The sequence below is a fragment of the Albirhodobacter sp. R86504 genome, from assembly GCF_042466415.1.
In the GTDB taxonomy this organism is placed as follows: Bacteria; Pseudomonadota; Alphaproteobacteria; order Rhodobacterales; family Rhodobacteraceae; genus Albirhodobacter.
On record NZ_JAXHCH010000002.1, the window covers coordinates 1,494,689 to 1,515,428 of the forward strand.

General features: G+C 61.1%; 17 protein-coding genes. All 17 read right to left on the bottom strand.

The window, feature by feature from the left end; translation table 11 throughout:
* Nucleotides 1-65: 65 nt before the first annotated feature.
* The 17 genes from ftsA to mraZ all read right to left on the bottom strand — a co-directional run bounded on the left by ftsA (nt 66) and on the right by mraZ (nt 20,185).
* Complete coding sequence (ftsA, locus tag SJY32_RS09195; protein ID WP_376874106.1) at nt 66-1,388, bottom strand: cell division protein FtsA; 1,323 nt, start codon at nt 1,386-1,388, stop codon at nt 66-68.
* Nucleotides 1,385-2,929, bottom strand: a complete 1,545-nt coding sequence (locus SJY32_RS09200; RefSeq protein ID WP_376874108.1) for a cell division protein FtsQ/DivIB — start codon at nt 2,927-2,929, stop codon at nt 1,385-1,387. Before SJY32_RS09200 ends, ftsA begins: the two co-directional genes overlap by 4 nt.
* A gap of 328 nt (nt 2,930-3,257) precedes the next feature.
* On the bottom strand, nt 3,258-4,178 hold the full coding sequence (murB, locus tag SJY32_RS09205; RefSeq protein ID WP_376874110.1) for a UDP-N-acetylmuramate dehydrogenase: 921 nt from the start codon (nt 4,176-4,178) through the stop codon (nt 3,258-3,260).
* A gap of 93 nt (nt 4,179-4,271) precedes the next feature.
* Complete coding sequence (locus SJY32_RS09210; RefSeq protein ID WP_376874112.1) at nt 4,272-5,378, bottom strand: Hint domain-containing protein; 1,107 nt, start codon at nt 5,376-5,378, stop codon at nt 4,272-4,274.
* A 255-nt stretch (nt 5,379-5,633) separates the two neighbouring features.
* Nucleotides 5,634-5,879, bottom strand: a complete 246-nt coding sequence (locus SJY32_RS09215) for a DUF2484 family protein (protein ID WP_376874114.1) — start codon at nt 5,877-5,879, stop codon at nt 5,634-5,636.
* 234 nt (nt 5,880-6,113) lie between these two features.
* Nucleotides 6,114-7,532 (bottom strand): UDP-N-acetylmuramate--L-alanine ligase, encoded by a 1,419-nt coding sequence (murC, locus tag SJY32_RS09220; RefSeq protein ID WP_376874116.1) that lies wholly within the window; start codon nt 7,530-7,532, stop codon nt 6,114-6,116.
* Complete coding sequence (locus SJY32_RS09225) at nt 7,529-8,638, bottom strand: glycosyltransferase (protein ID WP_376874118.1); 1,110 nt, start codon at nt 8,636-8,638, stop codon at nt 7,529-7,531. The genes murC and SJY32_RS09225 overlap by 4 nt, the downstream gene beginning before the upstream one ends.
* Nucleotides 8,638-9,801, bottom strand: a complete 1,164-nt coding sequence (ftsW, locus tag SJY32_RS09230; protein ID WP_376874120.1) for a putative lipid II flippase FtsW — start codon at nt 9,799-9,801, stop codon at nt 8,638-8,640. Before ftsW ends, SJY32_RS09225 begins: the two co-directional genes overlap by 1 nt.
* Nucleotides 9,802-9,967: 166 nt before the next feature.
* Nucleotides 9,968-11,383: a UDP-N-acetylmuramoyl-L-alanine--D-glutamate ligase gene (gene murD, locus SJY32_RS09235; RefSeq protein WP_376874122.1), complete on the bottom strand. Its 1,416-nt coding sequence runs from the start codon at nt 11,381-11,383 to the stop codon at nt 9,968-9,970.
* A gap of 102 nt (nt 11,384-11,485) precedes the next feature.
* Nucleotides 11,486-12,166 carry a DUF2161 domain-containing phosphodiesterase gene (locus SJY32_RS09240; RefSeq protein ID WP_376874124.1) on the bottom strand — a complete coding sequence of 227 codons (681 nt, stop codon included), beginning with the start codon at nt 12,164-12,166 and terminating at the stop codon, nt 11,486-11,488.
* A gap of 148 nt (nt 12,167-12,314) precedes the next feature.
* The gene (gene mraY, locus SJY32_RS09245) at nt 12,315-13,397 is read right to left on the bottom strand and encodes a phospho-N-acetylmuramoyl-pentapeptide-transferase (protein ID WP_376874126.1); all 1,083 of its coding nucleotides are present in this window, start codon (nt 13,395-13,397) and stop codon (nt 12,315-12,317) included.
* The gene (locus SJY32_RS09250; protein ID WP_376874128.1) at nt 13,397-14,809 is read right to left on the bottom strand and encodes a hypothetical protein; all 1,413 of its coding nucleotides are present in this window, start codon (nt 14,807-14,809) and stop codon (nt 13,397-13,399) included. Before SJY32_RS09250 ends, mraY begins: the two co-directional genes overlap by 1 nt.
* Nucleotides 14,809-16,323 carry a UDP-N-acetylmuramoyl-L-alanyl-D-glutamate--2,6-diaminopimelate ligase gene (locus SJY32_RS09255; protein WP_376874130.1) on the bottom strand — a complete coding sequence of 505 codons (1,515 nt, stop codon included), beginning with the start codon at nt 16,321-16,323 and terminating at the stop codon, nt 14,809-14,811. The genes SJY32_RS09250 and SJY32_RS09255 overlap by 1 nt, the downstream gene beginning before the upstream one ends.
* A 193-nt stretch (nt 16,324-16,516) precedes the next feature.
* Nucleotides 16,517-18,304, bottom strand: coding sequence for a peptidoglycan D,D-transpeptidase FtsI family protein (locus tag SJY32_RS09260; protein WP_376874132.1), 1,788 nt, complete (start codon nt 18,302-18,304; stop codon nt 16,517-16,519).
* Nucleotides 18,301-18,681 carry a cell division protein FtsL gene (locus tag SJY32_RS09265; protein WP_376874134.1) on the bottom strand — a complete coding sequence of 127 codons (381 nt, stop codon included), beginning with the start codon at nt 18,679-18,681 and terminating at the stop codon, nt 18,301-18,303. Before SJY32_RS09265 ends, SJY32_RS09260 begins: the two co-directional genes overlap by 4 nt.
* Entirely contained in the window at nt 18,681-19,670 is a 990-nt protein-coding gene (rsmH, locus tag SJY32_RS09270) for a 16S rRNA (cytosine(1402)-N(4))-methyltransferase RsmH (RefSeq protein ID WP_376874136.1), read from the bottom strand. Before rsmH ends, SJY32_RS09265 begins: the two co-directional genes overlap by 1 nt.
* Nucleotides 19,670-20,185 carry a division/cell wall cluster transcriptional repressor MraZ gene (gene mraZ, locus SJY32_RS09275; RefSeq protein ID WP_376874138.1) on the bottom strand — a complete coding sequence of 172 codons (516 nt, stop codon included), beginning with the start codon at nt 20,183-20,185 and terminating at the stop codon, nt 19,670-19,672. Before mraZ ends, rsmH begins: the two co-directional genes overlap by 1 nt.
* Between the last annotated feature and the right edge of the window lie 555 nt (nt 20,186-20,740).

The window sequence follows — 20,740 nt, forward strand, 5'->3', positions numbered from 1 at the left end:
TACCAGTTGTGGGTAATCTGCAACGTGTGCGTCAATCCCTGTTAAGCGAGGTTGGTCCCCCTACCTTACCAGTTATTGCGGAACCACCGGAACGCGCGGCGGAACGGATGCACTGCGGAATGGTCTAGGGGAATTTCGAAATCCCACCACTCGTCCTGCGGATTGGCCGCGAAGAGCGATAGCCCAACGGCCGATGAAAAGCCCGGACCCGTGGCCGCTTGCGGCAAGCCTTGCACGCGCAATGGCCGCCCCAGACGCACATTCTGCCCCAAGATCTTGGCCGCCAACCCGTCCAAGCCCGGAATTTGACTCGCGCCACCTGTTAACACGATCTGGCGCGAGGGCAAATGCTCGAACCCCGCCCCGTCCAGAACTGCGCGCACTTCTTCGAGGATTTCCTCGACGCGCGGGCGCATAATGCCGATCAACTCTGTGCGCGACACGGTGCGGCGATCCTTCTCCCAATCGCCCGAGTTACCTTCAAGCTCGATCTGCTCGCGGTCGTCCATCCCCGTGGCATAGACGCCACCATGGAAGGTCTTGATCCGCTCAGCCACCGCCATCGGCACTTGCAAACCTGCCGCGATGTCGCGCGTCACCGTATCCCCGCCGAGCCGCACAGAATCCGCGAAGATCATGTGCTTTTTCATGAAGATCGATACGCCCGTGGCACCGCCGCCCATATCGATACAGGCCGATCCCAACTCCTGTTCGTCCTCGACCAACGACGATATCCCCGAGACATAAGCCGCCGAGGCGATCCCCGCCAATTCCAGATCACACCGGCGAATGCAGTAGATCAGGTTTTGCACAGCCGCCGAGTTGATCGTCAAAAGATGAAGATCCACAGCAAGCTGATTGCCGACATGGCCGCGCGGATCGGAGAGGCCCGTGCGATGATCGAGCGCGAAATTCACCGGCTGCGCGTGCAACACCTCGCGGCCATCGCCGTAGTCAGGCACATCGCAAGCCGCGAGCACACGTCCCACATCCTGCTCGTCGACCTGACCCTCAATCTCGGCCTCGCCAACCAAACCGTACGACCGCGGCTCTGCGCCTGCGAAACACGCAATCACATGGTCCACGCGCGTATTCGCCATTTTCTGCGCAGCCTGAACGGCCGTGCGGATCGCGCGCTCGGTTTCAGCCATGGCATCAATCTCGCCAAAGCGCACCCCGCGCGACCGTGTCGTGGCGGCGCCGATGACACGAAACGCCGATTGCCCCGACAACGCCGGATTGCCCTCAGCCAAGCGCTCGCCCTCAAACCGCAGCACCAGACAGGCGATTTTCGAGGTGCCCACGTCCAAAATCGCGATCACGCCCCGCTGCATCGCGGCGCGCCGCATGTTGCGCATCATCCGTTGGGATTGATAAAGATCGGTCATTGTTTAACCCTCGTCTCGAAGCCTTTAATCGTCTGGAACGCTTCCAACGCCGCTTGCGACAGTCGGATCGTCGGACGCTCTTGATTGCGAAGATCGAGATGCGTGAAATCACGCGCCATCAGATCCTCCGCGGCGTCAATCGCCAGTAACCGCTCAACCGCGAGAACAGGCTGATCTTGCGGCAACATGATCCGCTGCCCGCGATCCAGCACAATATCCCAACGCCGTTCCCCCACGCGCACCAATCCCCGCGCACGCGGCAGGATCGGGGAGGCCGCAGCCAGAATATCAAGCGCTTCAGGCACCATCAACTGCGCCCCGCGCCCCGCAACCAACGGCAGATCCGGCCGCACCGTGCGATCCAGCAGGGTCGCTACGCGGTGACCCTCTGCATCCAGCATCTCGATGCCATTCGCATGACGCCAAAGGAGAGAGGGCACGCGCTCCGTCACGGAGATATCCAAGGTTCCGCCATCGCGGATCACCAAGCGCGCCTCGGCCACCGCATCCAAGCGCGTGATCACCTCGTGGAGGGCCTCAAGATCGATCTGGAAAGAGGATGCGGGCAAAGACACCGGCATCATCGCGCGGATGGCGCGATCGACCTCCGGGCTGGCGCCTTCGATTTTCATCAAGGACACCATGAACTCGGGGCGCTCTTGAACCTGACGCACAAGCTCGTCGTAGCGCGCGAACACTTCCGCGCGGCGCCCGTCATCGCCCAGCCAAAGACCGAGCCCGAGCACAACGCAAAACACTGGCGCGCCAATTCGCGCGAAACCGCGGAACACGGGCGTCAACCAAAGACGCTGTAGACGATAAGCCATCCGCGAGGGGGCGGGGTCGCGTTTCAAATGCGCCTGCCCCGTACGCGGCGCGCCGGCAGACGGAGAGGCCGCGACGCGCATCCCGAAGGAATGCGGGGCCTCCGCGTTCGACACACCGCCCACGCGCGGCGCCGCCTCACCGAGCGGCACAAACGACTTGCGCGAACTCGTCTGAGCGGCCGATTTGCGGGCTTTTTTCTGCGCCAATTTCGCCGCTTTCAACGCGACCTTCTCGGCCGCCTTCTCGCTTGCCTTGCGCGCTGCCTCTTGGGCCGCCGCTTGCGCGGCGAGGGCACGCTGGTCGGCTTTGAGGGCGAGCTGCGCGGTTTTGGAAACAGCCGGCTCGGAATTGCGCGGCACTTGCGGCGCGTAAGCCCCTGACCGCTGCGGCGCGGCGAGACCTGCTTTGGACGCTGTCAGCTTCTGTGAGGGTCCGGCCGCAAGCTGCGGGCGCTGCTGCGCCCCGTAGGCTGGCGGCGGCAAATCATCTTGCGCCCATCCATGGCCCCATACCGCCTCAGCATCCGGTGCGGACGGATAGTCGCGATCAACCGGCGCGGTGTTTTGGGCCGGTTGCGGTGCGGGATGTGGCGCTTGCAGACGGTAGGCGCGCATCACGGGCTCTTGGCGCACGTCCCCCGACCCACGACCGAACTCTGGCGCACACACCATCGATCGCGCAAAAAGCGCTGTGATCCGGCTCTGCCCGATCATCCGCGCCACCCTGCGCGCAAAATTTCCGCGTGTTGAGCCACCAAGAGAGCCGCGCTTGCGCGCATCTGGGTATTCCGGCCCGAGAAAATTCCCACGCCACAAACACTTACCGCCATCCGGTGGGACATCCTGCTCGACATACCCGCCACTTTCGCCTGTGCCCGCGTTGGGGCGTTTTCCCGTTTGTCGGGATCATTTTCTCTCCTGCTTTCGGAGAGTATTGCGCCATAAAACAGGCGCTTTCCCTGTTTGTCAGGGGATTATCGTAACTTGGCAACGGATTTAAGCCGCCAGCCTGCGTATTTTTCGGAAGACCTGAAAAATCGACTTAAAAATCACCGATACGCTTAATTTCCCATTCTAACGTAATTCCCTGCGTCTGCAAAACCTTTTTGCGCACGTCTTCGCCGAGCTCCTCAAGATCGCGCGCCGTTGCGCCGCCGATATTGATCATGAAGTTCGAATGCATGGGCGACATCTGTGCCCCGCCACGCGTCGCGCCGCGCATACCTGCCTCGTCAATCACCTTCCACGCTTTGAGATCATGCACATCATCGGCCTTACCCGTGGAGGAGAACCCCGCCGGATTGCGGAAGGTCGATCCGGCCGAGCGTTCCTTGGTTGGTTGGCTCGCATCGCGCTTTGCGAGCTGATCGAGCATCCGTGCCTCCAAGACCTCGGGATCACCCAGCGGTGCCTCAAACACTGCCGCGGTGAGAACATATCCTTCCGGAAGGGTCGACTGGCGGTAGCCCAGTGCCAGATCTTTCGCGGGGATCACAACCGACTGCCCTTCGCGCGTCACGGCGTGGGCCTCAACGAGATGGTCGGCGACGTAAACCCCGTAGCATCCCGCGTTCATCCGCACAGCGCCGCCAATCGAGCCCGGGATCGTGCGCAAAAATGTCAGATCAACCCCGCCCTGCGCCGCTTTGCGCGCCACATGCGCATCCAGTGCCGCGGCCCCCGCAATCACGCGCGTGCCGTCGACTTCGATTGCGTTAAACCCGCGCCCCAACCGGATAACCACCGCGCGGATGCCGCCATCGCGCACGATCAGATTTGAGCCGACGCCCATCGGGAACACGTCGACTGTCTCTGGCAATGCCGCCAGAAACGCTTGCAGATCCGCAAGATCCGCCGGTTGAAATAGATAATCCGCAGGGCCGCCAACACGCAGCCAAGTCAGATCCGCTAGGGGACGTTGGGGGGTCAGGGTTCCGCGGGGGGTGTAGGACAACTGGATCATACGGCGTGAGTAACGCCAGACACCGCGCGGAGCAAGAGCCCGCCCGCCTATGCGCAGCCGCGTTATGCTCGCCCCGCGGCACGATGCGGGTGCTTAACGCCCCGCATCCATCCCTTGCGCCGAGGTTAACGCGACATCGTTCTTCAGGTGACGATCAAACAGGCGCTGCAAGCGGCCGGATTGGAAAATCGGTCGCGCGGGCTCTGGCGTGCTTACCATGACCTCGGGGAACAGCGCTTCCAACTCCTCTACCGCCTCGGGCCCCATCGCCTTGCGGGCCTGCGGGCCGGTCAGGAGGGTTTCGCTCTGACAGCCATCGGCGAAGATAATCTCGTGGCGGTCCGTCATGAGGTGGAAATAGGTCACACTGCCGGGCGAGGGCTGGACGTCGATCCCCTCGATCGCGGTGAGCTTGATCGCCGGGATCAGAACCTCGCGCGATCCGAACATCCGCTCCGCGATTTTGGATTGCAACAGCATGCGGTGCTGGCGCGAGACGTAAAGATCGCGGATCGGGCGATCCGCCCCCAACGCACCGCGCGCAATGCGAACGGGCGCGAGCTTGCCCATCCCAATCGCGGCGCTCGATCCGATCCAGCGGATTTGTTGCAAGCCGTTATCACGCGTTTGCACGACGTCGCCCGCTGCCAGTTGCTCGATCGGACGCTCGCCTTGATCGGTCATAATCAAGGTGCCGCGAACGTAACAGGTAACGTAATCCCACGCCTGCCGGTCCCCCGTCATCCCTGCATAGCTCGCCCCCGACAAACTATCGAGCGACAGCGAACGGATCCCCTGCGCCTCCATTGCGGTCTGGTCGGCGTTGGCTGAGAACTCGGGCGCCCAATAGGTATTGCCGTTGGTATCTTGGAAAACCACGGCTGTGATGGAGGCTGTGCTACCATCAACATAGGTAATGGTCGCATTATAGACGACAGAGGAATCAAACGTCTGGTTCGCCCCGCCATTGATCCGGAAGGTCTCCGCCGGAGAGTTATCTTGATCGTAGGCCGTTGACGTGCCGCCCGTGTACCCGGTGCTGCCAACCGAGAAGGTTTGCGCCTGATTCACCAAGGCATCCCCCTCGGAGCCGAATGTCATACCGACAAGCGCGTTGGCATTCTCCGCCGTTGTATTGCCCTCGGTCGTATCGATATCGGTCAGATTGCCGAGCGAGAACACGGTAAATGTGGTTGCCATCCTTGGGTCTCCTGAGTTGGGTCGAGGCCGGCGTGCAAAAGATCCAAGAGATGTCTCTGAACCCATCGCGAGGCCGCAGGCAACGATTTGTTAACTAAGGAGTACCCGAAGACTTTGTGCTCAATTTGTCTCAAATAAGACCTATTGTGCCCTGAGCGGGGCATACCACTATGAGTTGATCACCTCAGGTGACCTTGGGTCAGAAATCAATGCAGCAAGGGATTTCGCCCACATCCATGCGCAAGGGTGGGCCGATTACTCGGCGCGATCTTGCCACATTTTGCGAAACAGATACCGCGCCGGATAGCGCAGAACCGATATCCCCCCCACAAGGCACAAAAGGCCGATCAGCGGCCCGTGATCCAAAGTGACCCAGCCAATCAACGGAACGCCGCTGATGATCAGTGCCCAAGCCCCGCGCCAATGGAACCGCCGCGGAGCGAGGGCGATGACAGTGGCGCATAGCGCCCAAAGGCAGGCGGTGATGAGGGCATAGGTCATAATGGTCTTTGGTCTCTCAAGGTGGGGTGAGCGTGAACGCTCTGAAAATAGACGCGCCCGTAAAAATGGGGTCGCGGAAAGCACGAAGGCCGAGGGTATTTGACGACCCCAGCCTTGAAAAAACAAGCGGATTTCCGCCAATCTCTACATTTTCTGTGTCGAGCCCTCAAACGGCGCGACGATCCCGTCGGGGGACGCGCCCGCCAGCGGCAAAGCCGGCGGGGAGATCGACGTTTAATCCTTGCTCAAACGCGCAGGCAACCCATGCGCCCAAGTCGAAATGGTGCCCGCACCGAGGCAAACAACCATATCGCCCTCGCGTGCCTGCTCGCGCACCAGACGCGCGAGATCCTCCTCATTGAGAAGTGCGCGCGCGTGGCGATGGCCATGCCGGATCAACCCCGCAACAAGATCATCGCGCGAGGCGCCTGCCACCGGCTCCTCGCCCGCCGCATAAACCTCGGCAATGCCCACAACATCGGCGTCATTGAAGCAGGTGCAGAAATCCTCAAACAACGATTGAAGGCGCGAATAACGATGCGGCTGGTGCACCGCGATCACGCGCGCATTCGGCGTGCCAGAGGTCGCCTGCCGTGCTGCCTTCAATACGGCAGCAATCTCGACCGGATGATGGCCGTAATCGTCGATGATCGTGACGCCGTTGACCTCCGCAACCTTGGTAAACCGACGGTTAACCCCGCCAAAGGCCGCCAGCGCCGATTTGATTTCTTCCATCTTCATGCCCAGATGCCGCGCAACCGCAACAGCCGACAAGGCATTCGAGACGTTGTGATCGCCCGGCATCGGCAACGAGCAGCCCTCAATAACCGCCCCCTCGCCTTCGCCCTGCAATGCGATATCAAAATGGGCGACGCCCGCTTTATACGTCAGGTTGATCGCGCGCACGTCCGCTTGCGGGTTAAACCCGAAGGTCACCACACGGCGATCCGAGATCTTGCCCACCAGCGCCTGAACCTCCGGATGATCGGTGCAGCACACCGCCAAGCCGTAGAACGGAATATTGGAGACGAAATCATAGAACCCTTTGCGCAGCGCATCAAAGCTGCCCCAATGTTCCATATGTTCGGGATCGATGTTGGTCACGATCGCAATCGTCGCGGGCAGACGGTTGAACGAGCCGTCCGACTCGTCGGCCTCAACCACCATCCACTCCCCCGCCCCCGCGCGCGCGTTCGATCCGTAAGCATGGATCACGCCGCCGTTGATCACGGTCGGATCAAAGTTGCCCTTATCAAGCAAGGTCGCAACCATGGTTGTGGTCGTCGTTTTGCCATGCGTTCCTGCAACGGCGATATTGGACCGCAACCGCATCAGTTCCGCCAGCATCTCCGCGCGGCGCACAACCGGAAGGCCGAGGCGGCGCGCCTCCTCCAACTCGGGATTGCCCGGTTTGATGGCCGTCGAAATCACGACAACAGCCGCCGCGCCGATATTTTCCGCGCGCTGGCCCTCAAACACGGTCGCGCCCAAAGATACGAGACGGTCCGTGATTTTGGACGCTTTCGCATCCGATCCCTGAACGGCGAAACCTTGCGTCATCAACACTTCAGCAATGCCAGACATGCCGATGCCGCCGATGCCGACAAAATGGATGGGGCCCAGTTCTACGGGCAATTTTGTCGCGGCGTTCATTTCGATTTCCTTACAAGTTCTTCGACACAACGGCACAGACGATCGGTCGCATCGGGGCGACCAAAGGATGCTGCGGCGGCGGCCATCTGCACCGCTACGTCGGGATTGTCCAGTATGCGCGCCACTTCGGACGCAAGGGTACGCGCATCAAGCGCGCCTTCCGCAAAGACCGTTGCCGCACCGACGTCGACCAATCCACGCGCATTCGCGGTTTGGTGATCGCCCGTCGCGGCGGCGAATGGGATCAAGATCGAAGGGCGCCCGACGACCGAAATATCCGCCACGGATGAGGCGCCAGAGCGCGAAATGACCAGTTGGCAGTCCGTTAAGCGGCGCGGCACATCCGCAAAGAAGGGCTCCACCTCCGCCACCAAACCTGCCTGCGCATAGGCCTCGACCACGCGGGCGTGGTCCTCGCCACGCGCCTGATGCGCAATCCGCAAACGTGATTTCAACGCCTCGGGCAAGGAGGCCAACGCCTGCGGGACAACATCAGACAAAATACGCGCACCCTGCGAGCCGCCGATGACCAACACGGACATCACCTCTGCGCTCGGCGCGCGGTAAGGCGCGGCTGTGCAGGCGAGAACAGAGCCGCGAACGGGATTGCCCGTATGCAGCCCCTCAACCCCTTGGGGTAGATCTGTCGGCCATGTGCCACAGGCAACCGCATCAACGCGCCGCGCGAAAATCTTGTTCACCCGCCCCATGACGCCGTTTTGCTCATGGATGGCCCGTGGAAGCCGCATCGCCCAAGCCGCCGAGAGAGCGGGGATCGTCGGATAGCCACCAAAGCCGATGACCACCTTCGGACGATCCGCCAGGTTTTGCAGGCAGGCCGTCACAACGCCGCCCATAATCGCAAAGGGCGTCAGAAGCTTTGCGAGCAGGCCGCCGCGTGCGAAAGTCGCCGAGGACACCTCCTCAATTACCACCCCGTCCGGAAACGCCGTCGCGTAGCGCGCGCCGCGTTTGTCTGTCGACAACTTGACCCGCCAGCCCTTCGCGATCATCGCTTCGGCCAAAGCTTGCGCAGGGAACATGTGCCCCCCCGTGCCTCCCGCCGCGATGAGCAACAATGGCGCTTTATCCGCGCCCGAGGCCATTAGCGGCCCCTCCGGTAGATATCGTGCAGTTGATGTTGTGGACGGCTGCGCGTCAACGCGAGCAACATCCCGACCGCGATGCCCGACGCAATAACCGACGAGCCGCCGTAGGACACGAAGGGCAACGTCATCCCCTTGGCAGGCAGCAAGCGCACCGCAACGCCCATGTTGATCAACGCCTGAACGCCAAACGCGCATGCCAGACCAGAGCCCGCAAGCCGCGTGAAGTGATCACGCTCGGACATCAGCCGCGAGAGCGAGCGCACGACAACCGTTGCGTAAAGCGCGATGATGATGAGAACGAGGATCAGGCCATATTCTTCCGCCGCGACCGCGATGATAAAATCGGTATGCGCATCGGGAAGCGACCATTTCACAGTGCCCTCGCCCACGCCAACCCCGAAGAACCCGCCTTCCTGAATGGCGTTCGTCGCGTAGCCGATTTGGGTGCGCGGGTCGATCTCGGTCGACAAGAAGCCGTTGATCCGACGCGCGAAGTGCTCGGACATATTGTAGGAGAAGACGCCAGCCGTCACGACAAGCCCGACGATGATCGACAGCAAGGTGAAAGGAGCGCCGGCAACGAAATACATCACACCCCAGCTAAACAGAACCAAGGAAGCCTGACCGAAATCGGGTTGAAGCGCGAGCATCAAGCTCACCACCATTACCACGATGAACGAATAAAGCTTACCCGGAGGCCCCGCGACCTCGAAGGAGGAGGCCATCAGCCATGCCGCGAAGACAACAAACCCGGGCTTGAGAAATTCGGAGGGTTGCACCGATGCAAAACCGAGCGAGAACCAGCGCACGGCGCCCTTCCCGAAGTCAGTGCCGAAGAACGGCAAAAGCGCGATCGCGACAAAGCCGATGGCAAATCCGACCGTGCCAAGACGGCGGATCTGGTTCGGCGGCATCATCGACACGCCGATCATCACGCCAATCGCAAGCGTGCCGAAGAAGGCTTGTCGCAAAACGTAATAGAAAGGGTCGAGCCCGTTTTTCTCCGCCAAAGGCACCGATGCCGCAAGCCCCAACAAGAGCCCCACGCCAAACAGGCCAAGCACGCAGGAGAGCGACCATTTATCGATCGTCCGCCACCACTTTGGAAGAATAGGTTCACCGGCCCGAACGGGCGCAGTGCCGAAAACCATCTCTGTCATGGTCCACCGCCGTTTGATACTGCCTCGAAAACGCCCATTTACTGGGTCTAAGGGCTAGTCTAACTTAACGAGGGCCAACACGCTAGAGATAGTTTGCACGATGGCACGCGTGCCCCCCATTTAGCTGGGGCGCCGCGTGCCGGTCGCGCATTTGGCGGAAAAGCGATCAGTCTGGAACGATTTCCGCGGCCGCACCCAAGACGAGATCGGTGAAATGCTCGCCACGTTTTTCGAAATTGGGGTATTGATCGAATGAGGCTGCGGCCGGCGCCAAAAGCACGGTGTCGCCTGCCTCGGCCTCTGCGCGAGCCCGCGCCACCGCCACTTGCATGGTTTCGCAGATCTCCACGGGAAGCTCACCGAGTTCGAGCGCGAAATCCCGCGCGGAATGACCGATCAGATAAGCTTTTTTCACCGATGCCAGATGCGGCAAAAGACCGGCAAGCCCGCCATCCTTGCCCAAGCCCCCCGCGATCCAACGGATATTCTTGAACGCTTGCAGGGCCTTTGCGGCGCTGTCGACATTGGTCGCTTTACTATCATTCACAAACCGCACGCCACCTTGTTCGGCAACCGTTTGCGAGCGGTGGGGCAACCCAAGAAATGTATGGAAGGCAGCCTCAATCACGCGCGGCGCGATGCCCAAAGCGCGACAAGCGGCGTAGGCAGCGCAGGCGTTTTGATGATTATGCGCCCCCGGCAGGCCCGCGATATCGCGCAAGTCAATCGACGCAAGTTGCTTTCCTTTGCGCCATTCCGTCAAGAAGCCTTTTCGCGCGAACACTGACCACCCGTAATCGCCCAGTTTCTGACCCGACGAGATGCGGATGACGCGGTCATCTTCGCGGTTCGTGGCGATCTGGTTGGCGAGATACGCGCCCTCAGTTTCGTCGACGCCGATCACCGCGCGATCCGGCCCGCCCTCCGCGAAAAGCCGCCGCTTGGCCGCGAAATACCCCCCCATTCCACCGTGACGATCCAGATGATCGGGCGACAGGTTGGTGAACACCGCGATATCGGGTGTCAGGGCGCGGGCGAGATCGGTTTGATAGGACGACAACTCCAGCACCACGACCTCGCCGTCGACGGCCGGCTCGATATCGAGAACCCCGCGCCCGATGTTGCCGGCCATCTGGGTCGGGCGCTCGACATGCTGCAAAATATGATGGATCAGCGCGGTCGTGGTCGATTTGCCGTTCGATCCCGTCACCGCGATGGTGCGCGGGGTCACATCGAACGCGTCCCAATCCTGCGTCGACCATGAGCGGAAGAACAAGCCGATATCATTGTCGACCGGCACCCCTGCCGCCATCGCGAGCGCGATGATTTTGTTGGGGGTCGGGTAGAGATGCGGAATTCCGGGGGACGTGATCAGAAGACTCACGCCATCAAACGCGCCGTGCTTCGCCAGATCAACGCAGTCATAGCCCAAATCCTCGGCCCGCGCGCGGCTCTCGACGCTATCATCCCAGAGCAAAGGCTCTGCCCCACCTGCTTTCAGCGCGGCAGCCGTCGCGAGACCTGATCGGCCGAGGCCCAAAACAGCGACTTTATGGCCTTCAAAGCCTTGGACAGGGATCATGCTGGGCCTCGTTCTGACATTGGGTTGGCGGGGAAACGCGCGGCGGATATGCTTTGCGATGCTCTTTGGTGGGATATTTGAAGCGGCTCGAAGAAGGAAGATTTATTTCGCCGTCAAGGCCGCGATCTCGGTTTGATAGGCTGTGAGCGCCGCCTCACCTTGCGGTGTCAAACAGTAGATCCCCCGCGAGATACGCTCAAACCAACCATAATGATCGGCTTGCAAAATCGCCGCCGCGCGCGGGGCCGCCGCGGCTTTGGCGATATCCTTGGGCGCGGCCTTCCCTTGCGCGCCCAAGTAAGCGGCGCACCGCAGCGCATCCTGACGATAGGCGGTCATCCGTTTCGTGCCCGTCGTCCCGCCCACATTCGGATCGCCCACGCGGCGCTCAAATTCCCGCAATAAACGCCCCGCCCGTTTCGTGTTTTTGCGCGGCATATAATCGTCAGGGTCAAGATGCGCCTCAACCGTTCCGTGCCCCACATCCACCGCCAAAAGCCCAAGCCCCAGACGGCGGCACAAGCGGGTGATATCCTTATAACGCAACCGCCACCCCTTTTGCGACGAGACCGGCACCGCAAGATAGACGGTTTGCGTGAGCGATTGCCGCTCAATTCCTTGGAACACCAAAGCCAGCGAAAAACTTGTCTTCAGCTCCACGATCACCGGCGGCTCGTCGCCGCGCACAGCCATCACATCGCAAGCTCCGATCTCGGATTTCACGGCGTAGCCCTGAGCTTCGAGATAGGCTTTAACGGGCGGGTAAAGATCGGCCTCGCGCATGGGCTCTCCGGCAACGGTTTAGAACGGGATAAGATAGCCGCGCCAAGCGTGCAAGCATCGCCGCCATCAAGCCGCCCCAAAACGAAAAAGGGGAGCACGACTGCCCCCCTTTTCAGATCTCAACTGGTCCCTAACTGGTCCCTAAGCCTCAGCGAATTTTCAATGTCGCGAGCCCGATGAGCGCGAGGATCAGAGAAATGATCCAGAACCGGATCACAATCTGCGGCTCGGCCCAGCCTTTTTTCTCGAAGTGATGGTGGATCGGCGCCATGAGGAACACGCGCTTGCCGGTTTTCTTGAAATAGAGCACTTGGATAATCACCGAGAGCGCCTCGACCACGAATAGCCCGCCGACAATCGCAAGGACGATCTCGTGCTTGGTGCACACCGCAATCGCGCCCAGTGCCCCCCCCAGCGCAAGCGAGCCGGTATCGCCCATGAACACCGCCGCAGGGGGCGCGTTATACCACAAGAATCCAAGGCCACCGCCAATGAGCGCCGCGGTGAAGACGAAAATCTCGCCCGTGCCGGGCACGAAATGGACACCGAGATAATTGGTAAAGTCGACCCGCCCAACGATATAGGCGATGGTCCCCAATGTCGCCGCCGCGATCATCACCGGCATAATCGCCAAACCGTCCAAGCCATCCGTCAGGTTCACCGCATTCGCCGCGCCCACAATCACGATCATCGAGAAGGGCACGAAGAAGATGCCCAGATTGATGAGCGAATTTTTGAACACGGGCATCGCGAGCTGGTTCGCCAGCTCGGCAGGGTGAAGCCACGCCGCCAAAATCGCCGCGATTGCCGCGATCGCAAGGCCCAAAAGCATCCGGATCTTCGACGAGACCCCTTTGGTATTTTGCTTGGTCACCTTTGCATAATCATCCGCAAACCCGATGAGCGCGAACCCGTAGGTCACGCCAAGGACGATCCAGATGTAGCCGTTATCAAGGCGCGCCCAGAGCAAGGTGGAGAATAAAAGCGCCGAGAGGATGAGCAAACCGCCCATCGTTGGCGTGCCAACCTTTGCCATATGGCTTTGCGGGCCATCATCGCGGATCGGTTGGCCTTTGCCTTGCTTGCGGCGCAAAAGATCGATGAGCGGTCGCCCAAAGAGAAAGCCGAAAATGAGAGCCGTGAAAAACGCGGCCCCCGCCCGAAAGGTGATATACCTAAATAGGTTGAAGAAATCGCCCCCGTCGGAGAGGCCCGTCAGCCAGTAAAGCATTACTCTTTCCCTAATTTGGCGCCATGCGCCTCCGCTGCGCCGGATTGTCCCAGCTTTCGCAGCGCATCTACAATCTTTCCGGCACGAGAGTGCCCCGTCCCGCGCACCATCACCACGTCTCCAGCGTCAAGAAGATGGGGCACCCGGTCCACGAGATCGACGACATCCTTGCGCCATTCTCCGCGCTTTGAATTGCCCAGCCCTTCCCAAAGTGCAAGCCCTCCGGCGCCGAAAACATGCACACGGTCGATCCGCGCCAAGACAGGATGCGCGGCCAACGCTACCGGCAGCGGCGCATCCCCGCCCAAGATCGCGATCCTGCGCCCGCGCCGCACGCGACCAACACCGTCACGCGGGCGCGCCGCACAAAGCGTCGCGAGATCGGACACCATCGCGGCCAGGCTTTCGTTATGCTCGGATGTCACATCAAACAGATCGAAGGTCGCATTCGCATCAACGATATCCATGTAAATCCGGTCGCGTGCGCCCTGCCCTTCGGGCGGCTCCCATTGCCCCAGATCAAGGACAGCCGTCGCCAGATCCGCGCCGCACATCTGCGCCAGCGCCAGCACACCGAGCGCAATCAGGCCGATCTGCGGCGCCGGATGGCGGACTTTCATCAAAAAGCGAGGCACCTCAATCTCGTTGACGCGCATCCGCGCCTCAATCACCGTCACATCTTGCGACAGCCGCGTGGAGATCAGTTGCGGGTTGCACCCGTCGCTGCTGCCGTAACGGACCCTGCAGCCGCCCGCCGACTGACCGCATCCTGTCGGATCGGGTGCGGTCACATCGCGCGGGGCCGAAGTCCCTGATGTGGCGGGTAAAATCGCGCAGCGCGCGCAAGCCGCGAGCTCCTCCACATGCGCGCCGGGCGTGGCAGTCAAGAAGATATAATCGGGCGCGAGCAGCCTTGCGAGCGGCAACAGTTCGGCAGGATCGACCGGATCGAGCTCAACCGCGAGCACACCCGAGATTGCACCCATATGCGCCAATCGCAACGCAAGCCCATTTAGCGTCACCGCCTCGATCGTTTCAACAGGCGCCTCACAAGGCCGCAGAACCGCGCTCAGCATCGAGAGCGCCGTGGATTTCCCCAAACTTCCGGCAATCGCGACGACACGCGCCGTCATCGCGCCGCGCACGGATCGCGCCATCGCGCACAGCGCCGCCGTCAAATCCTCCACCACAAGAAGTGGGTCTCCCTCGGTGCAATCAGGGGGGATATCGGTGCAAAGCACGGCCCCCGCCCCCGAATCCAAGGCGGACCGTGCAAGGATCGGATCAAAGGCGATATACATCTCACCCACTGCGAGATGGGAAAGATCAGCGCACAAACCCGTTGCGTTGAACGCCTGCGTCGCCCGCCCGCCTGTGGCGCGCGCTGCGTCACTGGCGGACCAGATCACCATCAGATCCGCCCGTCCAATGCCGCCACCGCAACCGAGGCTTGTTCAACATCGTCAAAGGGATAGACGTCGGTGCCGATAATCTGCCCGCTCTCATGCCCTTTGCCCGCGATCAACAGCGCATCACCCGCCGTCAAAGCATCCACGCCGCGCAAAATGGCCTCGGCGCGGTCCCCCACCTCAATCACCGAAACTCCGCGCGCGCCGATACCGCCCGCCTCAAGCGCGCCCTCCATCACCATCGCGCGAATTGCGGCCGGGTCTTCGGTGCGCGGATTGTCATCCGTCACGAACACCTGATCCGCGAAATCCGCCGCCGCGCGCCCCATCAAAGGACGCTTTGATGTATCGCGGTCGCCCCCCGCGCCCATCACGACAACAAGACGCCCCATAACATGCGGCCGCAACGCTTTGAGCGCGGTCTCAACCGCATCGGGCGTATGCGCGTAATCGACGAACACCGCCGCGCCATTCGCACGGGTCGCCGCCAATTGCATCCGCCCGCGCACGGTCACCAAATGCGGCAGTGTGGCAAAGACATCCTCGGGCGCGGCCCCTGCGCCGATGCACAAACCGCACGCGACCATGATGTTCGACGCCTGGAACCCGCCGATCAACGACAGGCGCACCAGCTTGGGCACGCCTTTCCATGCGAACCGCAAATCCTGCCCCGTGGCATCGAACCGCTGCCCGAGGATCTGTAGATCACAGGCCTCCGACGTCCCGACACCGATCAGCTTATGCCCGCGCGTGGCGGCGATCTCGCTAAGCTGCGCGCCTTTGGGATCATCCAGATTGATAACCGCGACACCGTCCTCGCCCAGAACACGCGAGAACAACCCCGCCTTCGCGTCAAAATACTCCGCAAACGTGGCGTGATAATCGAGATGGTCTTGCGTAAAATTGGTAAAGGCGGCCGCAGCAAGGCGCACCCCGTCCAACCGACGCTGCGCGAGCCCGTGCGAGGAGGCTTCCATCGCGGCATGGGTAATTCCCGCGGTCGCCATATCGGCCAGCAAGCGGTGCAAGGTGATCGGCTCTGGCGTCGTGTGGCTCGAGGGGGCGGTAAAGGCGCCCTCAACACCTGTCGTGCCGAGATTGGCCGCCTCGAGCCCCATCAACTGCCAGATCTGGCGGGTAAAACTGGCCACAGAGGTCTTGCCGTTCGTGCCCGTAACGGCGACCATATGCACAGGCTGCGCCCCAAAGAACAGCGCCGCCGCATAGGCCAGCGTCTGGCGCGGGTCTTCGGCGATAATCAACGCGACATCTTGATGTGCGGCAAGCTCTTGCGCCGCAATCTGCGCGCCCTCGCGGTCCGTCAGGATCGCAGCCGCCTTCATGCGCAACGCATAGGTGATGAATTCCGCGCCGTGAACATGGCTGCCCGGCAGGGCCGCGAACAGATGCCCCTGCTTGGTCAAGCGGCTGTCGACGGACAATCCTGTAATCTGCGCCTCGCGCCCACCCTGCGCGCGCAGGCCCAATTCGCCCAAGGATTTCACGCCCAACGCCATAGTTCATATTCCTCGACTTGTTTCGTGCGGTTATCTCGCGCAGGGCTTTAAACGTCAATTGCAGAGCCACCCCTGCGGCCGTAATCCGCCTTGTGGTCACCCTTCCGCGCATCCCGCAGGCCTGCGCCGACGACCTTGCGGGCGGGTATGGGCGCGCGTTTATATGCGGGCCTCGTCAACACCCGATGCGCGTTTAATTATTGACCAAAGTGACGCCTTCAAGACTTTCAATCGGGCGCAAGCCAAGCACTGGCGCCGTACGACGGATCACTTCTGCGGCCACGGGAACCGCGGTCCACCCTGCGGTGCGGCGCGGGATCGAGCCAGACGTCTCCACCGCTTCGTCAAGCGTCAAAACCAGAACATATTTGGGATCAGACACGGGGAACATGCCCGCAAATGTGCCGATGACCTTGTCTTTGTAATAGCCACCTGTCGGCTTTGGCTTATCCGCCGATCCTGTCTTGCCCGCGACCTCATACCCCGGAACGTCACCGAAAGACGCCGTTCCGCGCGTCACAACGGCGCGCATCATATCGAGGCTTTCGCGCGCCGCCAGAGGCGAGACCACTTGCTCGCCAACCCGCGCGGCGAGCACCTCGGGATCCTCGGAATGCACCAGTGTCGGGGACACTTTGCGCCCGCCATTGGCGAGGGTCGCATAGGCGCTCGCCAAATGGAGCGGCGAGGCGGACAGGCCATGACCATATGAAATCGTCATTGACGAGATCTCAGACCATTTTTGCGGCAAAAGCGGGCGGCCCGTCGGGGCTTCGATCATCTCGACGGTCGTTGGCTCCAAGAAGCCAAGCGATCCAAGGAATTCTTTTTGGCGCTCCGGCCCGATCATCTGCGCGATGCGCGCCGTGCCGATGTTTGACGATTTAACGATGATGTCAGTCACCGAAAGCTGATCACCGTAATCGTGGAAATCGCGGATCTTGAAGCGGCCGTATTGCATCGGCGACTTTGAAGCGACCATCGTCGACGGGTTGACGAGGCCAAGCTGCAACGCCTGAGCGACGGCAAAGATCTTGAAACAGGAACCGAGCTCGTAAAGGCCCTGCACCGCGCGGTTGAACAGCGGGCTATCGGACGGATCGCCCTTCAAAAGCGGGGTGGGGCGATCATTCGGGTCGAAGTCAGGCAACGACGCCATGGCAACGATCTCGCCGGTGTCGACCTCCATCATCACCGCCGTCGCGCCTTTGGCATTCATCAGCTTCATGCCGCCGTCGAGGACTTCTTCCAAGATCGATTGAACCGTCAGGTCGATCGAAAGCTGCAAAGGCGCGCCACCATTGGCCGGATCACGAAGCCAGCCATCAAAGGCTTTCTCGACGCCCGCAACCCCCAGCACTTCGGCCGATGACACGCCCTCATTCCCAAAACGCGCGCCGCCCAGAATATGGGACGCAATCGGGCCATTTGGATAAAGCCGCATCTCGCGCGGACCAAACAACAGGCCCGGATCACCAATATCATGCACCGCTTGCATTTGCTCGGGCGCGAGTTTCTTTTTGATCCACAAGAACTTGCGTGCGCCGGTAAAATCTTTTTTGAGGCGCTCGGCATCCAGATCCGGGAAAATCTTGACCAGTTCCAGCGCGACGCGTTCGGGATCAACCATCAGACGCGGCTGCGCGTAAAGGGAATGCGTCAGCAAATTGGTCGCAAGGATACGGCCCTTGCGATCCGTGATATCTGCACGGCCAGCGACAATCGCCTGCCCCGCGGTCGCGATTTGCGGCTCTTGCGGCGCGGAGGCGGCCAAGGTGCCCATCCGCGCGCCGACCGTCACAAACGACCCCAAGAAGATCACGCCAAGGATCAGCAAACGCCCCTGCGCACGCGCCCGCACCTTATCGCGCACGACCTCGCCCCGCAGCCGGATGTTCTCGCGCTCGATCGCTTCAAGGCTCTCGCCCTTCTCGCGGGCGTTCAGGATACGGGCCAAGGGGCGTAGCGGGGTGCGGATCATTGGGCGGCCTCCTCAACGGAACCGGTGTCAGCGGCGAGATCAATCGGATCGAGGATAGGCATTTCGCCCTCCAATGCAGCCTCGGCATCGGGCACAGGGAAGGCGATCTGATTGACCGCGCCAAATTGCTCTGGCGCCATGGGCAACAAGCTCAGGCTTTCAAAATTCAGGTTCGCCAATTCGCGCAGGCGATCGGGCCGATTCAAATAAGCCCATTCCGCCTTCATCACCGACAGGCCATCGCGCAGGCCGGCAATTTCCGATTGCAGGCGCGACATCTTCGAGAGTTCGTCTTGCGTCCGGTAGTTTTCGCGATACGCCCAAAACGCCAAGCCCATCACGGCGAAAGCGGTCAGCAGGTACACGAAATTACGCATCAACGATCTCCTTTTAAAACGGGAGCAGGCAGGCCCAGACCCTCACGCGGGGTCGGGGCGGGGTTGAATTCTGTGCGGATCGCGACGCGCAGCTTTGCCGAACGCGCACGCGGATTATCTTGCAGTTCCTGTTCGTCGGGGCCGACGGATTTCCGCGTCCGCAACTCGAATGCGGGCTCCACGGCGTCTTGCTGGGGCGCGTAACGCGACCCCCCTGCAGCGCGCCCCGAGCGCGCAAGGAAGAAGCGTTTTACAACGCGATCTTCCAAAGAGTGGAAGGTGACAACCGCCAGCTGACCGCCGGGTTTCAAAGCGCGCTCTGCGGCTTCGAGCCCCTCGATCAATTGCCCGAATTCATCATTCACCCAAATGCGGATCGCCTGGAACGAGCGCGTCGCGGGGTGCGACTGGTTCGGCTTTGGTCGCGGCAGACATTTCTCGATCACCGCAACAAGCTGCTTGGTTGTTTCCAACGGGCGCGCGGCCACAATCGCCCGCGCAATCCGGCGCGACGCGCGCTCCTCGCCGTAGTGATACAAGATATCCGCGATCTCACCCTCATCGGCCGTATTCAGCAAATCGGCCGCGGTCGGGCCCGTGTTCCCCATCCGCATATCGAGAGGCCCTTCGCGCATGAACGAAAAGCCGCGCTCGGACTGATCAAGCTGCATCGAGGAGACGCCAAGATCCAGCACCACCCCATCAAGCCCCTCGGGCGCGATCTCGCGGGCATAGGTATCCATTTCCGAAAACGTGCCCTCGACCGCGATCAGGCGATCCCCGTACGCATCGCGCCACGCTTTCGCCATCTCGAACACGCTAGGGTCGCGGTCGACGCCGATCACCCGCGCAGCGCCTGCGTCAAGCAAGCCGCGCGTGTAGCCCCCTGCCCCGAATGTGCCGTCACACCAAAGGCCGGAAATAGGCGAAACCGCCCCGAGGAGCGGCCGTAGCAAAACCGGAATATGAGGGCGGTTTTCGTCAGACATCAGGCCCCCGAGGCGTTGGTTGCGGGATTGGGAAGGTTCACCAGCGGATCGTAGCCCTTGGGCCGAACGGTGGCGCGCGCCGCCGCCACTTCGGCCTGCTCGGCCTCGTAAACGGCCGGGTCCCAAATTTTGAACGAGGTCCCCGAGGAAACAAAGAAGGCTTCCTTATCGAGACCAATTTTTTCACGTAGCTTTTGCGGCAAAACAAGACGGCCGTCATCGTCAATATTGGCCTCATGAGACTGGCCATACATCAGTTCTTCGATCTCCGCGCGCTCAACCGAACCGCGTTGCATCAAGTCGATCTGTGTGTCGATTTCTTCGATCGCTTCCATTGTGTAGACCTCAAGGAAGTTCCGATCGGCGCCACCGTAAACGATCACGATATTGGGGCGGGAGCCTGACTGGTAGTGAGGGTCGCAAGCCTCGATCACGCGGCGGAACGAAGCCGGGATGGAAACGCGACCTTTCGCGTCCACCTTAAAGGTCTCCGATCCTCTGAACCTGCGTGCCACGTTGGCTTCCTTCAGTTCACTCTACTCGTTCCAAAGCCCATGCCCTGGAATGGAAAAGGGCGGATCGAGCTGCTGCCACTGCTCGATCCGCCGCTCTCTGTCCCATCTCTGGGGCCCAATGCTGGGCTATGTCCGACTACGCGCGCCACCTGGGGGGATGTCTGCTCGCTCGCGCGCCGGATCTCTTTGTCGTGAAGCGGGTGCCTGTATGATACCTGCTATTTTCGCCTTCGAGGTCTTGCCGCCTCGTGAGCCCGTCTTCTCGATGAGTTAGGGATGCCATGGGATTTCATGGGAAGCAATGGAAATTTTCGCCACCAAAGCGTCACATTGCCCTCTCAAAGCCGACAAAATCGACGGTAAACTGATCACGAAATGGCGCGAAGTAGCAGGTCTAGCAAGAACTTTTCAAGAAACACACCAGATATAGACCAACGGATAGGCCAAACCCCAATTGCACAGCGGGGCCATAAATTCCCAATTTTTCTGCGCAATTAGAGCGAGCCAAGCGCCCGCCCCTCCGGAAACTGAGCCGAATCCCGGCATTCACGCGCG

What these genes read in the sequence shown, in the direction of transcription:
- ftsA (WP_376874106.1), bottom strand. Translation starts at nt 1,388, where the DNA reads ATGACCGATCTTTATCAATCCCAACGGATGATGCGCAACATGCGGCGC.
- SJY32_RS09200 (WP_376874108.1), bottom strand. Translation starts at nt 2,929, where the DNA reads ATGATCGGGCAGAGCCGGATCACAGCGCTTTTTGCGCGATCGATGGTG.
- murB (WP_376874110.1), bottom strand. Translation starts at nt 4,178, where the DNA reads ATGATCCAGTTGTCCTACACCCCCCGCGGAACCCTGACCCCCCAACGT.
- SJY32_RS09210 (WP_376874112.1), bottom strand. Translation starts at nt 5,378, where the DNA reads ATGGCAACCACATTTACCGTGTTCTCGCTCGGCAATCTGACCGATATC.
- SJY32_RS09215 (WP_376874114.1), bottom strand. Translation starts at nt 5,879, where the DNA reads ATGACCTATGCCCTCATCACCGCCTGCCTTTGGGCGCTATGCGCCACT.
- murC (WP_376874116.1), bottom strand. Translation starts at nt 7,532, where the DNA reads ATGAACGCCGCGACAAAATTGCCCGTAGAACTGGGCCCCATCCATTTT.
- SJY32_RS09225 (WP_376874118.1), bottom strand. Translation starts at nt 8,638, where the DNA reads ATGGCCTCGGGCGCGGATAAAGCGCCATTGTTGCTCATCGCGGCGGGA.
- ftsW (WP_376874120.1), bottom strand. Translation starts at nt 9,801, where the DNA reads ATGACAGAGATGGTTTTCGGCACTGCGCCCGTTCGGGCCGGTGAACCT.
- murD (WP_376874122.1), bottom strand. Translation starts at nt 11,383, where the DNA reads ATGATCCCTGTCCAAGGCTTTGAAGGCCATAAAGTCGCTGTTTTGGGC.
- SJY32_RS09240 (WP_376874124.1), bottom strand. Translation starts at nt 12,166, where the DNA reads ATGCGCGAGGCCGATCTTTACCCGCCCGTTAAAGCCTATCTCGAAGCT.
- mraY (WP_376874126.1), bottom strand. Translation starts at nt 13,397, where the DNA reads ATGCTTTACTGGCTGACGGGCCTCTCCGACGGGGGCGATTTCTTCAAC.
- SJY32_RS09250 (WP_376874128.1), bottom strand. Translation starts at nt 14,809, where the DNA reads ATGGTGATCTGGTCCGCCAGTGACGCAGCGCGCGCCACAGGCGGGCGG.
- SJY32_RS09255 (WP_376874130.1), bottom strand. Translation starts at nt 16,323, where the DNA reads ATGGCGTTGGGCGTGAAATCCTTGGGCGAATTGGGCCTGCGCGCGCAG.
- SJY32_RS09260 (WP_376874132.1), bottom strand. Translation starts at nt 18,304, where the DNA reads ATGATCCGCACCCCGCTACGCCCCTTGGCCCGTATCCTGAACGCCCGC.
- SJY32_RS09265 (WP_376874134.1), bottom strand. Translation starts at nt 18,681, where the DNA reads ATGCGTAATTTCGTGTACCTGCTGACCGCTTTCGCCGTGATGGGCTTG.
- rsmH (WP_376874136.1), bottom strand. Translation starts at nt 19,670, where the DNA reads ATGTCTGACGAAAACCGCCCTCATATTCCGGTTTTGCTACGGCCGCTC.